This window comes from Micromonospora sp. NPDC005710, from assembly GCF_040630995.1.
Classification (GTDB): Bacteria; Actinomycetota; Actinomycetes; order Mycobacteriales; family Micromonosporaceae; genus Micromonospora.
Genome location: NZ_JBEXYP010000001.1, coordinates 22,265 through 37,173, shown reverse-complemented (window position 1 = coordinate 37,173; position 14,909 = coordinate 22,265). Strand labels below are relative to the sequence as shown.

General features: G+C 68.2%; 12 protein-coding genes and 1 pseudogene. 4 read left to right on the top strand and 9 right to left on the bottom strand.

The window, feature by feature from the left end; all coding sequences use genetic code 11:
- Positions 1 to 2: 2 nt before the first annotated feature.
- From ABZ406_RS00155 to ABZ406_RS00115, 9 genes are all read right to left on the bottom strand, one after another.
- Positions 3 to 1,184: a phage major capsid protein gene (locus tag ABZ406_RS00155; RefSeq protein WP_357754522.1), complete on the bottom strand. Its 1,182-nt coding sequence runs from the start codon at positions 1,182 to 1,184 to the stop codon at positions 3 to 5.
- Between the two features lie 114 nt (positions 1,185 to 1,298).
- Positions 1,299 to 1,469, bottom strand: coding sequence for a hypothetical protein (locus ABZ406_RS00150; protein WP_357754520.1), 171 nt, complete (start codon positions 1,467 to 1,469; stop codon positions 1,299 to 1,301).
- 1,068 nt (positions 1,470 to 2,537) lie between these two features.
- Positions 2,538 to 2,915 carry a hypothetical protein gene (locus ABZ406_RS00145; protein ID WP_357754517.1) on the bottom strand — a complete coding sequence of 126 codons (378 nt, stop codon included), beginning with the start codon at positions 2,913 to 2,915 and terminating at the stop codon, positions 2,538 to 2,540.
- A 26-nt stretch (positions 2,916 to 2,941) separates the two neighbouring features.
- Positions 2,942 to 3,094, bottom strand: coding sequence for an HNH endonuclease (locus ABZ406_RS00140; RefSeq protein WP_357755446.1), 153 nt, complete (start codon positions 3,092 to 3,094; stop codon positions 2,942 to 2,944).
- A 1,058-nt stretch (positions 3,095 to 4,152) separates the two neighbouring features.
- Positions 4,153 to 5,646 carry a recombinase family protein gene (locus ABZ406_RS00135; protein ID WP_357754514.1) on the bottom strand — a complete coding sequence of 498 codons (1,494 nt, stop codon included), beginning with the start codon at positions 5,644 to 5,646 and terminating at the stop codon, positions 4,153 to 4,155.
- Positions 5,647 to 5,826: 180 nt separating this feature from the next.
- A complete protein-coding gene (locus ABZ406_RS00130) occupies positions 5,827 to 6,852 on the bottom strand; it encodes a tyrosine recombinase XerC (protein ID WP_357754512.1) in 1,026 nt (341 codons plus the stop codon).
- A 354-nt stretch (positions 6,853 to 7,206) separates the two neighbouring features.
- Entirely contained in the window at positions 7,207 to 8,418 is a 1,212-nt protein-coding gene (gene dprA, locus ABZ406_RS00125; protein WP_357754510.1) for a DNA-processing protein DprA, read from the bottom strand.
- On the bottom strand, positions 8,415 to 9,935 hold the full coding sequence (locus tag ABZ406_RS00120) for a YifB family Mg chelatase-like AAA ATPase (protein WP_357754508.1): 1,521 nt from the start codon (positions 9,933 to 9,935) through the stop codon (positions 8,415 to 8,417). Before ABZ406_RS00120 ends, dprA begins: the two co-directional genes overlap by 4 nt.
- Positions 9,936 to 9,965: 30 nt before the next feature.
- Complete coding sequence (locus tag ABZ406_RS00115) at positions 9,966 to 10,325, bottom strand: YraN family protein (protein ID WP_357754506.1); 360 nt, start codon at positions 10,323 to 10,325, stop codon at positions 9,966 to 9,968.
- Positions 10,326 to 10,675: 350 nt separating this feature from the next.
- Here ABZ406_RS00115 and ABZ406_RS00110 point away from each other — a divergent pair.
- The 4 genes and pseudogenes from ABZ406_RS00110 (at position 10,676) to pyrH (ending at position 14,909) form a co-directional block, all read left to right on the top strand.
- Positions 10,676 to 11,714: pseudogene (locus tag ABZ406_RS00110) on the top strand (hypothetical protein).
- Positions 11,715 to 12,092: 378 nt separating this feature from the next.
- On the top strand, positions 12,093 to 13,019 hold the full coding sequence (gene rpsB / locus ABZ406_RS00105) for a 30S ribosomal protein S2 (protein ID WP_357754504.1): 927 nt from the start codon (positions 12,093 to 12,095) through the stop codon (positions 13,017 to 13,019).
- Positions 13,020 to 13,153: 134 nt separating this feature from the next.
- Positions 13,154 to 13,981, top strand: coding sequence for a translation elongation factor Ts (gene tsf / locus ABZ406_RS00100; RefSeq protein ID WP_357754501.1), 828 nt, complete (start codon positions 13,154 to 13,156; stop codon positions 13,979 to 13,981).
- A gap of 160 nt (positions 13,982 to 14,141) precedes the next feature.
- On the top strand, positions 14,142 to 14,909 hold the full coding sequence (gene pyrH / locus ABZ406_RS00095) for a UMP kinase (protein WP_030335195.1): 768 nt from the start codon (positions 14,142 to 14,144) through the stop codon (positions 14,907 to 14,909).

Here is a 14,909-nt window from a genome sequence, read left to right as displayed (position 1 = left end):
GGTTACTTGACGCCCGTGATGCGGACCACGGCGGACGGGTTGGGGACCAGCAGGTCACCCCGGAACTTCGCGGTGACAAGGGTCTGATCCGACGCGCCCAGGGCCCACGGATTCACCGTGTAAAGGGTGTCTTCACGAACCACGGCCCAGACCTCGGACGGGACGTAAACGTAGATCGAGTTGCACACGTTGCCCGACGTGCCCTCAGCCTCAGTAAGGGTGAGGTTCGCGGAGGTGAATACGCGACGGCCGAACAGCCGACGCTCAACACCACCCGACGCACTACCGGAAGCGTCCTGAACAACGCTGAGGTTCGAGCCGGTGGCCTGCTTAATCTTCGTGATAGCGGACCAGGTACGCGGAGGCATCACGATGACGGCGCTATCGCTGTCGGCGTTCGCGGCATCCAGCAGGGCCAGAGCGTCCGCAATCGCGTCAAGGTTAGTGATAGCCGAACCGTTGGCGGTAATCGGGAAGGTGCCGATACCGGCAACGTTCTTGAGTCCCCGAATGTCGGGCGCGGTCCCCGTGCCCTCAAACGCCGACTTGTCGTAACCCAAAGCCACCGAACGGAGAAGCGACTTAGCAGCCTGATCGAGAACGGACGGCTTAGCGTCCGCAATCACCTCGTTGTTAATGGTGGTCTGCTGAGCCCACTTCCGAATAACAGCGGTAAGACTCTCACCGTTCGGGTCAGAAATCGGCAGGGGCTGGCCCTCCGCGACCGGGGTGGCAATACCGTCACTCAGCATGTGGGGAACCACAATGCTGTCCCCGGTGGTGCGGAGAACGTTGACACCACTAGCGAACAGAACGGAGGTCTTAGCGAGGAAATCGACCGCGAAATTCGCGTTCTCAGCCGGGGTGAAAGCCGCACCCATACCGGCAGCGCCGGAAATGGCGCGTGCCTCCGCCGCGAGCAGGTCACCCGCGCGCACCTGGCGGTCACCACTAGGAACACCAACCGGGTTAGCGGCGATAGCAGAACGCTGCTCAGCCTGGACGGCTGCGCGATTCTCCACGGCCTCAACCTCGGTACGCTGCTCAATGTCGGCGGGGTTGAGGGTTTCGATCGCAGCGTTACGCGACTCAACCGGAAGGGTCGGGTTGTCAGCAATAGCAATCAGGTTGTTAACGAGCGCGGCACGATTAGCGGTCAGCGCAACATTGTCAAGAGCGGTCAAGACAGTTTCTCCAATCAACAGAAATAGCCGCCCCGGGAATCGGGACGGCTAACGGGTTGTGACGCGTATTGAGTTGTTGTGGAGTTGTCTATTCAGTTGTTCCGCTCACGGCGGTTACTTCTCCGATCGGGCATCAATGGCCGCTACCGCGATCAAGCGGTAAATGTTCGCCCATCCGTCCTTACCGTCGACAAGGCAACGGTTCATGCGCCGATAGAACTCAACAGCCATAACGTCAAGGTCGGGAGCATCAAGCTCCCGGAATGCGGTCACGAACTGATCCATGCAAACCCTCCCTTCCAACAGAGAAAAGGGGCCCGGCCGGTTGTCCGGCCGAACCCCTCACCCACTCCAGTTCTTCGCCATACGTTCTTATGCTTTAACCGGCGTGCGGGAAACTATCATAGTGGTATCCGTCTGGGAACGCCTGTAAGAAGTCCAAAACGTCAGTGGTGGCCCGGAGTACCCCCCGCGTCTTTAGGCCGCGCGTGGACCGTTTGGGGCGGCTAGAGATGCCAGCGTGACGCAGCTTCCGCAACTCGTTATCTCGGATGTCGTAGCAAGCGATAGAACACATCTCCTGAGGCCGCCCCTTCTTGGGCGGGCCGGCATCAAACTTCCGAGAGCACACGATGCAATTTCGGTAACGCTGTGCCCGGTTCCGGGACCGCTTCCATTCCTGTCGACGCTGGCTGAGCAGAGCCTCACGGACACGCAAAGCGGCCAACCAATCCGGGCAGAAATCAGCGTCTAGCGGGTGCCCGACCCGGCACCCGGTGCACCACCTGTAATCCTTCATCGGCGGACCCAGCTATTCGGGCCCGGGTAACGCGGGTCGTCCGTGAGTAGCAACATCCCTAGCCGGTCCTCGGTCTGTCCAGTGAACGGCATCGCGTCATCCCACATCTCCGAATGGTTGGCGTACTTCATCCCCCACGGTGAGTTCACGGGCTTTTCCCATAGGGGCACGTCCTGGCCGTCAACCTCAACGGGCCCGGCGGGCTTGGCCGCCTTCCCGGCATCCCGAGGTGGTGCATTCCCCGATTTCCTCGCCCGGTACGCGGCCTGCCGCTCCGCCCGTCGTCGTCGGTCGCACTCAGCACGGCCGCACGTCGCCTTTGCGTTTCCCATGCGGGTACGGGCCAAGGCCCGGCCACAGGTGCATTTCTTCAACGTCTCTCCCCTCAAGCGTTATGCGCGTGTTACGCGCGTCGTTACGGATGTTCCTTCGTTTGTGCAGCTCAAGGCATAGAAAAAGGGCCGGGAGTGCCGGCCCTGTAGACAAACGTTATGCGCGTTCAAATCCGCCTAATACAGTGGGTCCTTGGAGAGGTGTCTCAGAAGTTTCAACCTCTACCTCCGGCTGTCCGTCCAAGCCTTCACTAAGATGAAGAGCGACCCGATAAAGAACCCAAGCCATCCAGCAGCAAATGCTAGCCAAATTCGCTTCCGCCACAGACCTTCCTGTTTGACCTGGTCGAACATGGTCAGGTGAGTTACTAATTGCCAAGCCGAGGTCAAGACCAAGAGCACGGCGAGCGTGGTAACTATCCGATCGGCTGTGATGTAGCCGGCGAGCACCGCCGCCAGATAGATGACGGCAGCGGCTATCAGGTTGGCAAGGACGTTGACCAAGACGTCACGGGCGAACGAGCGACCAGGGTTGGCAGGCGGCGGGGGTGGGCCTTGGCGGCGGGCAGCGTTGACGCGCCGCCGGATGCGAGTTGTCACGACTCCAGGATGACCAGCCGCGCCACCTACGCGCGGTTGCCACGACCGTAGTTGCAGGGCCCGCATGCCGGCCGCAGGTTGGTTAGATCGTTGCTGCCGCCCTTGCTGAGCGGCAGGATGTGATCCGCCGTGGTCGCTGGCCTACGTCGGCATAGTGAGCAGACGTGCCCGGCCGCCAGGACTAGCGCCCGGTTCCGCTGATACTCGGCGGTGTAGCCCCGTTGGTGCGCTGACAGGGCATGCCGCCGCTTTGGCTTACAGCCGTCGCAGCGACTACCGCTGCCAAGCGGTATGAGCTTCCGGCACTTAGTGCAGGTAGTTGAACTGATAACAACCCCTCCCTTTTTACGGATCGGCTCTGACGGCCGATCCTTTGTTTCCTTGGCGTTTAATACTGCCGTTGCACCAGCAACGACTTAACAACCAATGGTTAACAGAGGGTTTAACTAGGGCCGGCACACCAGCCGGCCATTAGTAATTGCTGCTGGTTGGTTCCACCTTGGCAGGCTCCACCAACCCCACCACCTCAACCACGCCGGGAACCCCTCTATTAGAATAAGAGAGGTTCTGAAACCCGCAGGTCAGAGGCTTGCAACGACACAGGAAGTGTTAAGCGTTGACAGCAACTTGTGTTAGCAGACTGAAGGAACCTTCAGGATCGCTACTCTCACCAACTCAGGTTGACACTGTGCGTGTAACACCTGGCAGTGCCGTTACCGGCCCTCTTGTGGTCATCCTCGGGCAGCCACAGACACCTAACCGACGAGTGCGGCAGGATCAGACCCTTAGCTTTCGCGGTGGCGATAGCGCGGGAAACCTGCACCTTGCCGGCCCGGTCGTCCGGCACGTCAAGGATGCTCGCTAGCTGTCCTTGGGCGAACTCCGCATGACCGATCCGGTTAGCCCAGCCCTCCGCCGCATACCGCACCCGCAGCCACATCGGGAACAGGGCCGCAGAACGCGCCCGGTCCCGGGACGCATTCGTTCGGGAAGCCCACCAGGTTTCACCAGGGCCAAAGAAGATACTCGTAGGTGCCTGCGTGATCCGCTGCAACCAGCCACCCCCAAGATAGAAAAAGGGCCCACAGTGGGGCCCACGGTTCAACACGTTTTGCGGCAGTCAACTTAACGCCGCTTGCAACACCCATCATACGGCTACCCAACAGGGCAGCCAGGGCACGAAAACCCCGGCGGGCTGGGGCACCTACCGGGGTTAGTTCGCCGCTCTGCGGCGCTCTCAGGCCGTTCTAGCAGCGTGCTCTAGGACTCGTTGCTGTAGGTCGTGCGGAATCACCACAGACACCCGCCCACCCTCAAGAGGCGGCAGACCAGGCAGCAGGGACCGCGTACGCACAGGCTCGGCGTGCAGGGTCACCCGCAGCCCGGAGGCGATCAGGAACGCGCGGCGCTCCTCCACCTCCGCCAGGGCGTCCCACGCTTCCCCGTACGTCTCCCCGGTCGGAACCGACTCCCAGCGGTCCGGGGTGCTAGGCAGCCCCTCTAGCCGTTGTTGCCGTTCATTCAGTCGAGACAGCCGCTCTAGGTAACCCTGACGGTCACTCCCGTACAGCCCTAGGTCCCACTCTTCCCGTGCATCCTTCAGAGACTGCGCGACTTTCGCCAACTCTTCCGCATGATTCTCGCCCGGAACGAAACGCCGCTCCATGAACTCAAGGGCACCAACTAAAGTCAGCAGGCCGCTCACGGCCGTTTCGTCAAGGGTGGCGGCAGCAACCGGCTTGTTGCGGCAACGCTCTGGCGAATCCTTCTCCGTCCGCTTGCCCTTAGCGCGACCGGAACACACGTAGTACGAATACAACTTGCCACCGCTAACGCCCGACTGCCGGTAAAGCCGCTTACCGCACTCGCAGAAAGCAACACCTAGTAGCAGGGCGGCACCGTGCGTCCGCACCTTCTCGGCTTTGGCTCGATTGTCAAGCGTGGTTTGCAGGGTGCGCCAATCCGTGTAGGAAACGATCGGCTCGGCAATCTGCCGGGGGAGTCCGTCGGCGTCGGTGAGCGGTTTCCCCTTGTGCTCCGCCTGGCCGATGATCGTCCGGGAACGCAACACCCGGAAGGCCGCCGAGGCCGTCCAATCCGAACCCAAACGGGTAAGTACACCCCGGTCGTTGAACGATCGGCATACGGACAACACGGAGGCACCAGCGATCACCCGAGACACCAGCTCCCGAACAACCGGGGCGGTAGCCGGGTCCTGCTCAAGCTTCCAACCGTCGTCCACCTTGACCGGGTGGTACCCGTAGGGCGGGTGCCCGCCACCCCACCGGCCATGTTCGCGGAGCTTCACACGGCCGTCCATAACCCGTTCCTGGATGGCGTCACGCTCAAACTCGGCGAACATGGCAAGCACCTGTGCCATGAGTCGCCCGAAACGATCCGACGTGTCAATGGGTTCCGTAGCGGACGCAACTACCTTGCCGTGCTCTGCGGCCCACTCAAGCAGGCTGGCGAAATGCAGCAGCCGGCGGGAGATTCGGTCAACCTTCCAGCCGACCAGGGCGTCAAACTCGCCAGCTCGGTTGCGGAGCCACGGGCCGAGGTCGGGCCGATCCCATGGAGACACCGCACCGGACACGTCGATGTCTTCCGCAAAGCCGATCAACGTGTGTCCGTGCAGCTCACACCACCTGGTGACCGCCTCACGTTGCCGCTCAGGCGAGGTAGTTTCGTCCGTCTCTCGGCTCAGCCGCACAACCCCTAGAACCCGCATGGGGGCAGGGTAACAGCGTTTCAGGAACGTGTTACGCTCGCCGGGTCCAGGGAGAAGAGCAGGCGTGCGCCCGGGATCGGCTCAGGGGGATTCGGGACGCTCACGTGATGATCGTAACCGCCACGCTCGCGCGCCTGCGGCCCTTGATCAGGGCGGGCGTGCGCGCTCTCCGGCCCTTGATCAGGCGCGTGGGTGCGCCTGCCGGTACGCGGCGCGCAGCCGCTCGACCGAGACGTGCGTGTAGATCTGCGTGCTCGCCAGCGACGAGTGGCCGAGCAGTTCCTGCACGGCGCGCAGGTCGGCACCACCCTCCAGCAGGTGGGTGGCCGCGGAGTGGCGCAGATCGTGCGGGCTGGTCCGGGGCAGCCCGGCGGCCTCCGCGTACGCACCGACGATCTGACGCGCCGTCGTCGGGTTGAGCCGACCACCGCGCGCACCCAGCAGCAGCGCGTCGCCCGAGCGGGCACCCACCATCACCGGGCGGCCACGGCGCAGCCAGTCGTCCAACGCCCGCTGGGCGGGCACCCCGTACGGCACCGAGCGCTCCCGCCCGCCCTTGCCGAACACCCGGATCACCCGGCGGCCGTGGTCGACGTCGCCGACGTCCAACCCGCACGCCTCGCTGACCCGTACGCCGGTGGCGTAGAGCAGCTCCAGCAGCACCCGGTCCCGTAGCGGTACGGCCTGGGCCTCTTGGGATGCACCGAAGGTCGGCCCGGCCGCTGCGTCCGTGTCCGCTGGGTCGGGGAGGGCCGAGTGCGTGCCCGCCCGGTGGTCCGAGGGTGGCCGACTGCTGGACGGAGACTCCCGGGACGGTGCCTCGACCAGGGCGGCGGCCTGGTCGGCGCGCAGCACGGTGGGCAGCTCCCGGTGCGCGCGAGGGCTGGCCAGCGCGGCGCCCACGTCGGCGGGGAGCAGCCCGGCCCGGTGTGCCCAGGCGCTGAACGCCCGCGCCGACGCGGCCCGGCGCGCCAACGAGGTGCGGGCCGCGCCAGTGGTGCGCTGTCGCGCCAGCCAACTGCGCAGCACCGACAGGTCGAGCCCGGTGAGGTCGACGCAGCCCATCCGGACGGCGTGGTCGAGCAGCGAGACCAGATCGGTGACGTACGCGCGGACGGTGTGCGCCGACCGGTTACGAACCCGGGACAGGTGCTCGGCGAAGTCGTCGACGGCGTCGCGCAGCTCTGGCGGCAGTGCCTGGTGCATGGCCCGACTGCCCCGGTCGGCCCGGCTCAACGTGGCCCCGCCGTCGTGCCGGCCGGTCCAACGGCCCGGGCGCTCCCACTCTCAGCTGGCACGGCACCAGCCTACGGCCGGTACGGGTACGACACGGGACACGACGGCGTCAGTCTCCACAGCTGACTATCGGCGGTTGCTCCGCTGGATCAGGAACACGACAAGGCCGACGACGAGCACGGCGGTCGTGGCGAGACAACAGAGCACGCTTATGTGCCACGGCTTTATCGCACCCATGACCGGGCACGGTACCGGCACCACCGACTGACCGCGGCCCCGAGTGCGCGGGGCAGTCCGAGCCGACCCACCCGTCCGGGCATCCGCTCAGGTAGCAGCCGTCTCCGCCGCCTTCGCACGCTTGGGTTTGGCGGGCGGGGCGAGGGCGTAGCCGTCGTCGCGACGGACCACCATGGACAGTTCCTCCAACAGGGACAGTTTGCGCAGCGCGGTCCGTACGTCGACACCGGCGCGGGCGGAGAGCCGGTCCACGCCCATCGCGCCTCGACGGGGCAGCGACTCCAGCACCGACCGTGCGTCGTCGTCGAGCGCGTCGGTGGCCCGCTGCGGTCCGCGCGCCGGCGGGGCCAGGTCGGCGCCGATCCGACCCACCTCCTCCAGCACGTGCGCCACACCGGTGACCAGCCGGGCCCTGTCGGGGAACTCGCGCAGGAACTCGTGCGCGCCGACGGACATCGCCGAGGTCACCGGACCCGGCACCACCATGGCCATCCGATTGGCGTGAAGGGCCCGCCGTGCGGTCTGGGTGGCGCCACTGCGCGCCGACGCCTCCACCACGACGGTGCCCCGGGTGCCCACGGCGATCACCCGGTTGCGAATCAGGAACCGGGGCCGCAGCGGCTCGGCACCGGGCGGCCACTCGCTGACCAGCAGACCCGTCTCGGCGATCCGGTCGAAGAGCGCGGCGTTGCCCATCGGGTACGGACGGTCGAGCCCGCAGGCGAGCACCGCCACCGTCAGACCACCGGCGGTGAGGGCGCCCCGGTGGGCGGCGGCGTCGATGCCGAACGCGCCACCGGACACGACGGTCCAGTCCCGCTCCGCCAAGCCGTACCCCAGCTCGGTGGCGACGTGCTGCCCGTAACCGGTGGCCGCCCGCGCCCCCACCACTGCCACCGAACGATCCATTGCCTCGGCGAGCGGCCAGCTTCCGCGTACCCAGAAGCAGAGCGGTGGGGCGGTCTCACCGTCCACCCGGCGGCTGACGTCCGGCAGGCGCAACGTGGCCAGGTCGGCTACCTGGGTCGGCCACTCCTCGTCGTCAGGGGTGACCAGCCGGGCACCCAGTCGATCCGACCGCTCCAGGGCCTCCGCCGCCACCGCCCGCGCGTCGCCGGCCGCCAGACGTGCGGCGACGGTGGTGTGCAGCCAGCCGTCCGGGCTGCCGCCGTCGAGCAGCAGATCCAGGGTGGCCACCGGGCCGTGCCGTTCGACCAGGTGATGCACAGCGCGGGTGCCCGGCTCGGCCAACCAGGTCAGGGCGACCCGCGCCAGCCTGCGTTCCTCTTCGGCGTTCACGTCGCCTCCCCCGTCCGTAGTTGAAGCGCTTCCAGAACGTCGCCCTGGTCCGGCCGGTCACGACCGTCCAGATCGGCGATGGTCCAGGCCATCCGGATCACCCGGTCGAAGCCGCGCGCCGACAGCGAACCGGAGTCGAGCCGGCCCCGTAGCTCGGCTGTCACCCGGGCCGGTAACCGCCACGGCGGCCGGCGCAGGTGCGGGCCTTCCACCTCGGCGTTGAGCCGCCGGCCGAGGCCGGCCCAGCGGGTGGCCGCCGCCTGGCGGGCCGCCGCCACCCGGGCGGCGACCGTCGCCGAGGGTTCGATGTCGCCGTGGGTGTCCATCAGCTCGGCCGCCCGCACCGGCATCAGCCGCACCTGGACGTCGATCCGGTCGAGCAGCGGCCCGGAGAGCTTGCCCAGGTAGCGGCGGCGAACCAGCGGCGAACACTCGCAGTGCGCGTCACCGGACGGCTTCGCGCACGGACACGGGTTGGCCGCCAGCACCAACTGGGTGCGGGCCGGATAGACGGTGCCGCCCCCGCTGCGGCTGAGCTGGATGCGGCCGTGCTCCAACGGCTGGCGCAGCGCCTCCAGCGCGCCCTTGCTGAACTCGGGAGCCTCATCGAGAAACAGCACCCCTCGATGCGCCAGTGACACCGCGCCGGGTCGGGCCAGCCCGGAGCCGCCACCGACGAGCGACGGCACTGTCGCGGTGTGGTGCGGCGCCTGGAACGGCGGGCGACGCAGCAGCCGCCCACCTGGCGGCAGCAGCCCGGCGACCGAGTGCAGTGCGGTGACCTCCAGCGCCGCGTCGTCGTCCAGCTCGGGCAGGATCGACGGCAGTCGTTCGGCGAGCATCGTCTTGCCGGCGCCCGGCGGGCCGAGCAGCGCCACGTGATGGCCGCCGGCCGCGGCGACCTCCAGGGCACGCCGACCGAGCTGCTGGCCGGCGACGTCGGCGAGATCCGGCCCACCGACCAGCGGCTCCGGGTCGTCCGCCGGCGGCTCGATGAGCGGTGTCCCGTCCCGGACGAAGGCCACGAGCCGGTGCAGGGTGTCCACCGCTCGCACCCGTACCCCGGGGATGACGGCGGCCTCGGCGGCGTTGCCGACCGGGACGATCACCCGCGCCACACCGGCCTGGGCGGCGGCGGCGACCATCGGGAGGACGCCACGCACCGGCCGGACCGTCCCGTCGAGCCCCAGTTCGCCGAGGACCACCACCCCCTCCAGCGGAAGCAGCGGCAGCTCACCCGAGCCGCCCAACAGTGCCGCGGCGATGGCCAGGTCGAAGGCCGAGCCGAACTTCGGCAGCGTGGCGGGCAGCAGGTTGAGGGTGATCCGCCGGTTCGGCCAGCGCTGGCCCGAGTTGACCACGGCGGCCCGGACCCGGTCGCGGGCCTCGTGCAGGGCGGTGTCCGGCAGACCGGAGATCACCACCGCCGGCAGCCCGGCGGACAGGTCGGCCTCCACCTCGACCAGATGGCCGGTCACCCCGACCAACCCCACGCAGAGCACCTTCGCGTAGCTCACCGCGCACCACCGATCCTTCGGGTATGCATGTCAGAACGCGCCCTTGAGGTGATCGACCTGCGCCGGTCCGGCGTCGGGCAGCCGCACCGACAGCACGTCGAAACGCACCTCCTCGGCTGTCGTACCGGTCTCGCTCAGCCACCGGGCGGCGAGCCCGCGCAGTCGGCGGGCCTTGGCCGGCACGACCGCCTCGGCCGGGGTGCCGAAACTCTCACCCCGGCGGGTCTTGACCTCGCAGAAGGCGAGCACCGGCCCGTCCCAGGCGATGATGTCGATCTCCCCGGCCGGGCAGCGCCAGTTTCGGGCGATTGGGCGCAGTCCCGCCTCGGTCAGGTGCCGGGCGGCGCACCGCTCGCCGTACGCGCCAACCGCCTGGTTCCGCTTCGTCATGGCCGGGACGATGCCGGCCGACGGGCGGTCGCCGCGACCCGGCGGCGGCCGAACTGTGGACAACGGGGTCGCTGTGGACAGTCAGACGATCATGCTCACGGTGTGCTAGTGCCGTTCGCCGAACCCGGTGCGGCCATGCCTCCAGGTCTGCCCACGGACATTTGCGCCGAGCTTGCAGTTTCGGCGGTTCGAATGAGTGGGATGCCCCTTCTGTCGGGACAGTAGGTGCAAGATCGCGCTGAGGGCTCGCGCAACGGCGTTCAGGAACAGGGGGAGTCGGTGCGGGGTGCGCTGTGCTGAATACGGTGACCGGGCTGGCTCAGCCTCTCGACGGCGTCCGCCGGGCTGAAATGGCGTGGGCGTGGCCCGTCGCATACGGTGCCTGACGTGGACGGACGACGGAGTTTTCCGGAAGATCAGGAGTCGCGCTGGTACCCCGACGAGCGGGGTCGCGGTTACGGCGATTCGGAGTGGCGCGGCGCGGGCGAATCGCGATACCGGGACACCGAGATCCCCGAGCAGCGCGGCGCGGAAGACGGCCGATCCGTCGAGGACACCGGCGTCGGACGCCGCCGCGAGTCGGACTCGGGACGCTTCGGCGCCGTCGACCCGGGCCGGTTCGGTGGCGCGGAGCCGGACTCGGGTCGCTTCGGTGCCCTGGACGATCAGGCTGGTCGGTTCGGGGCGAGTGAGGCGGATTCGGGGCGTTTCGGCGCTGTCGACCCGTTGGGTGCCGCGCGGCCGGAGGTGGACGGTTACCGGGCCACCCGGTCGCGGCGGGCGGACCGGGACCCCTCGGAGATCTCAGGTGAGCTGCCGGGTCGCCGGGCCGCCCGGGAGACGACTGCTGCGGTGGCCGGCGCGGCGGCGGAGACGTCCCGCGACAGCACGTCGGGAGCGCCGGCCGGCGTGCTCGCTGACCAGGTTCGTCCCGCTCCGCTTGCCGGGTACCCGATCATCGAGCCGACCCGGGGCGGCGGCGACGCACCGCACCCCCTGGAGATGCCGACCGGCCCGATGCCGGGGATCGGTCCTCGACCTGACCTGCCCGCAGTCGAGTCGCCGGTGTATCCGCCGGCCGCCGACGGTGTCTATCGGACCCGTCGGCCGGTGCTGGCCGTACTCTTCGCTTTGCTGGTGTTGATCTTCGAGGTCCCCGCGCTGCGGGTGTTGCTGGCGGGCGTGACCGGCGACCCGGTGGACGCCGGCAACGTGGTGGTGGGTATCGCCCTGGTTGCCGGGCTGCCGATCTTCGCGACCGGCTTGTACGGGCTGCGCACCGGAGGTCTGGCGCTCGCCGACAACGGTCGGGGCTGGCTGCGCCCACCGACTGCCTACCTGACCGTCGGCCTGGTGCTCTTCGTGGCCGCCGCGCTCGCCGCCGGCTGACCCGGCCCGACGTGCCGTCGGCTGGCGGGCGGCGAAGATTCGGACAACAACCGGGAAACAGTGGCCTCCGGCGACGCTGAGGCCACTGTTTCCCCGAAGTGGCGCGATCTTCCCGCACCTCGCGCAAGGGAGCCCGGAAGCGCGGAGCAGCACGCCACGCGCACCCCGGGGCGGCTGAACGGGTGAGGGGCGTACACTGGCCAACTGGCGACCGCCTCGTGCGGTCGACCTCGCGCGCCCTCTTCACGAATCGTCGTGGAGCGACGGCCTCCCTGGTCCCGATCTTGATCGGGTCCACCATGGGTCGGCGACCAGGCGCCAGGACGCCCGGCCACCGGCCGGGCGTGACAACCAGGGACCTTGAGGAGTACCCCCACCATGGCCGTCGTGACCATGCGTCAGCTGCTGGAGAGCGGTGTCCACTTCGGGCACCAGACCCGGCGCTGGAACCCGAAGATGAAGCGCTTCATCATGACCGAGCGCAACGGCATCTACATCATCGACCTGCGCCAGACCCTCGAGTACATCGAGAAGGCGTACGAGTTCGTGCGTGGGACCGTCGCCGAGGGTGGCAGCATCCTGTTCGTCGGCACCAAGAAGCAGGCCCAGGAAGCGATCGCCGACCAGGCGACCCGGGTCGGCCAGCCGTACGTGAACCACCGCTGGCTCGGTGGCATGCTGACCAACTTCCAGACCGTGTACAAGCGGCTCCAGCGGATGAAGGAGCTGGAGGGCCTGGGTGACCTCAGCGGCACCGCCGCCGGTTACACCAAGAAGGAGACCCTGCAGCTCTCCCGCGAGAAGATCAAGCTGACCCGCACCCTCGGTGGCCTGCGGGACATGCAGAAGCTTCCCGCCGCGGTCTGGATCGTCGACACCAAGAAGGAGCACATCGCCGTCGACGAGGCCCGCAAGCTGGGCATCCCGGTGATCGCGGTGCTGGACACCAACTGTGACCCGGACGAGGTCGACTTCCCGATCCCGGGTAACGACGACGCGATCCGGTCGGCCGAGCTGCTGACCAAGGTCGTCGCCGCCGCCGTCGCGGATGGTCTGATCGCGCGTTCCGGCCGTCGCCGGGGCAACGACGAGAAGCCCGAGGGTGTCGCGAGCGACGAGCCGCTGACCGAGTGGGAGCGCGAGCTGCTGGAGCCGAAGAAGGCCGACGAGTCGGCCGCCCCGGCCGAGCAGCCCGCCGCTGCCGCCGCCGAGCAGCCGGCCGCCCCCGCCGCCGAGCAGCCCGCCACCCCGGAGCAGCCGGCGCAGGCCGCCACCGAGCAGCCGGCGGCCGCTACCGCGGAGTGATCGCACCGTCGCTGCCCCGCCGTCCGTTTTCGCGGACGGCGGGCAGCGACGGTACGCCGGGCACGATCAGCCCGGATCCGGGTAACCGGCACCTCTGACCATCCACACGCCGTCTCAACATCGAAGAGAGAGCCATGTCCCAAATCACCGCCGCGGACGTCAAGAAGCTCCGCGACCTCACCGGCGCCGGCATGATGGACAGCAAGAAGGCGCTGACCGAGGCCGAGGGCGACTTCGACAAGGCCGTCGAGATCCTGCGCGTCAAGGGCGCCAAGGACGTCGGCAAGCGGGCCGGCCGTACGGCCGCCAACGGCTTGGTCGCCCACTCCGGCAAGGCCCTGCTCGAGCTCAACTGCGAGACCGACTTCGTCGCCAAGACCGAGTCGTTCATCGCGCTGGGCCAGCAGCTGGTCGAGCACGGTGAGCGCGCTGGCGTGAACTCCGCCGAGGAGCTGCTCGCCACCGAGCTCGACGGCAAGGTCGTCGCGGACCTGATCCAGGAGCAGTCCGCCAAGATCGGCGAGAAGCTGGTGCTCAACCGGTTCGCCCGGGTCGAGGGCACCACCGCCGTCTACCTGCACCGCAAGGCCCAGGACCTGCCGCCGGCCGTCGGTGTGCTGGTGTCGTACACCGGCAAGACCGACGAGGCCGGCGACGCCGACGCCCGTGGTGTCGCGATGCAGATCGCCGCGATGCGGCCGAAGTACCTCACCCGGGACGAGGTTCCGGCTGACGTCGTCGAGTCCGAGCGGCGCATCGCCGAGCAGACCGCCCGCGAGGAGAACAAGCCCGAGGCGGCCCTGCCGAAGATCATCGAGGGTCGGGTGAACTCCTTCTTCAAGGACTTCGTCCTGATCGAGCAGTCGTCCGTCTCCGACAACAAGAAGTCGGTGAAGCAGCTGCTGGCCGAGGCCGGCATCGAGGTCACCCGCTTCGTGCGGTTCGAGGTCGGCCAGGCCTGAGCCGCCACCGGGCGCCTCGTGCGCCAGTGGCAGAAGACGTCAACGAGGAGGCCGCCGGTGTACGTGACAGGCACCGCGGCCTCCTCGTCACATAGGGTCGGCAGCGGCAGGTTCGCGGTACGCGCCGCACGGGGCGTGCGCGTGGGGAAGGGCGGGGCGGATGACGCAGGTTGTGAGTGACCGGACGCTGGAGCTGGACGATCCGACGGCACCGCCGCCGGGGCGCGCCCGCCGGGTGGTGCTGAAGCTCTCCGGTGAGGTCTTCGGTGGCGGCGCGATCGGCGTCGACCCGGACGTCGTCCAGGCCATCGCCCGGCAGATCGCCACTGTGGTCCGCCGCGGCGTGCAGGTTTCCGTGGTGGTCGGCGGCGGTAACTTCTTCCGCGGCGCGGAGCTGCAGAAGCGTGGGATGGATCGCGCCCGCGCCGACTACATGGGCATGCTCGGCACCGTGATGAACTGCCTCGCCCTCCAGGACTTCCTGGAGAAGGAGGGCATCGAGACCCGGGTGCAGAGCGCCATCACGATGGCCCAGGTCGCCGAGCCGTACATTCCACTGCGGGCCATCCGGCACCTGGAGAAGGGCCGCGTGGTCATCTTCGGTGCCGGCGCCGGGATGCCGTACTTCTCCACCGACACGGTGGCCGCCCAGCGTGCGCTGGAGATCCGGGCCGACGTGGTGCTGATGAGCAAGAACGGCGTGGACGGCGTCTACACCGCCGATCCCCGGATCGACCCCACCGCCAGCAAGCTCGACTCGATCACCTTCTCCGAGGTGCTGCGCCGCAACCTGCGGGTGGCCGACGCGGCGGCGTTCAGCCTCTGCATGGAGAACGGCCTGCCGATGCTGGTCTTCGGCGCGCAGGGTGACGACACCATCATCCGCGCTGTGGGTGGCGACAAGATCGGCACCCTGATCACCGCCTGA

What these genes read in the sequence shown, in the direction of transcription:
- pyrH (WP_030335195.1), top strand. Translation starts at nt 14,142, where the DNA reads ATGACGCAGGTTGTGAGTGACCGGACGCTGGAGCTGGACGATCCGACG.
- tsf (WP_357754501.1), top strand. Translation starts at nt 13,154, where the DNA reads ATGTCCCAAATCACCGCCGCGGACGTCAAGAAGCTCCGCGACCTCACC.
- rpsB (WP_357754504.1), top strand. Translation starts at nt 12,093, where the DNA reads ATGGCCGTCGTGACCATGCGTCAGCTGCTGGAGAGCGGTGTCCACTTC.
- ABZ406_RS00130 (WP_357754512.1), bottom strand. Translation starts at nt 6,852, where the DNA reads ATGCACCAGGCACTGCCGCCAGAGCTGCGCGACGCCGTCGACGACTTC.
- ABZ406_RS00135 (WP_357754514.1), bottom strand. Translation starts at nt 5,646, where the DNA reads ATGCGGGTTCTAGGGGTTGTGCGGCTGAGCCGAGAGACGGACGAAACT.
- ABZ406_RS00115 (WP_357754506.1), bottom strand. Translation starts at nt 10,325, where the DNA reads ATGACGAAGCGGAACCAGGCGGTTGGCGCGTACGGCGAGCGGTGCGCC.
- ABZ406_RS00150 (WP_357754520.1), bottom strand. Translation starts at nt 1,469, where the DNA reads ATGGATCAGTTCGTGACCGCATTCCGGGAGCTTGATGCTCCCGACCTT.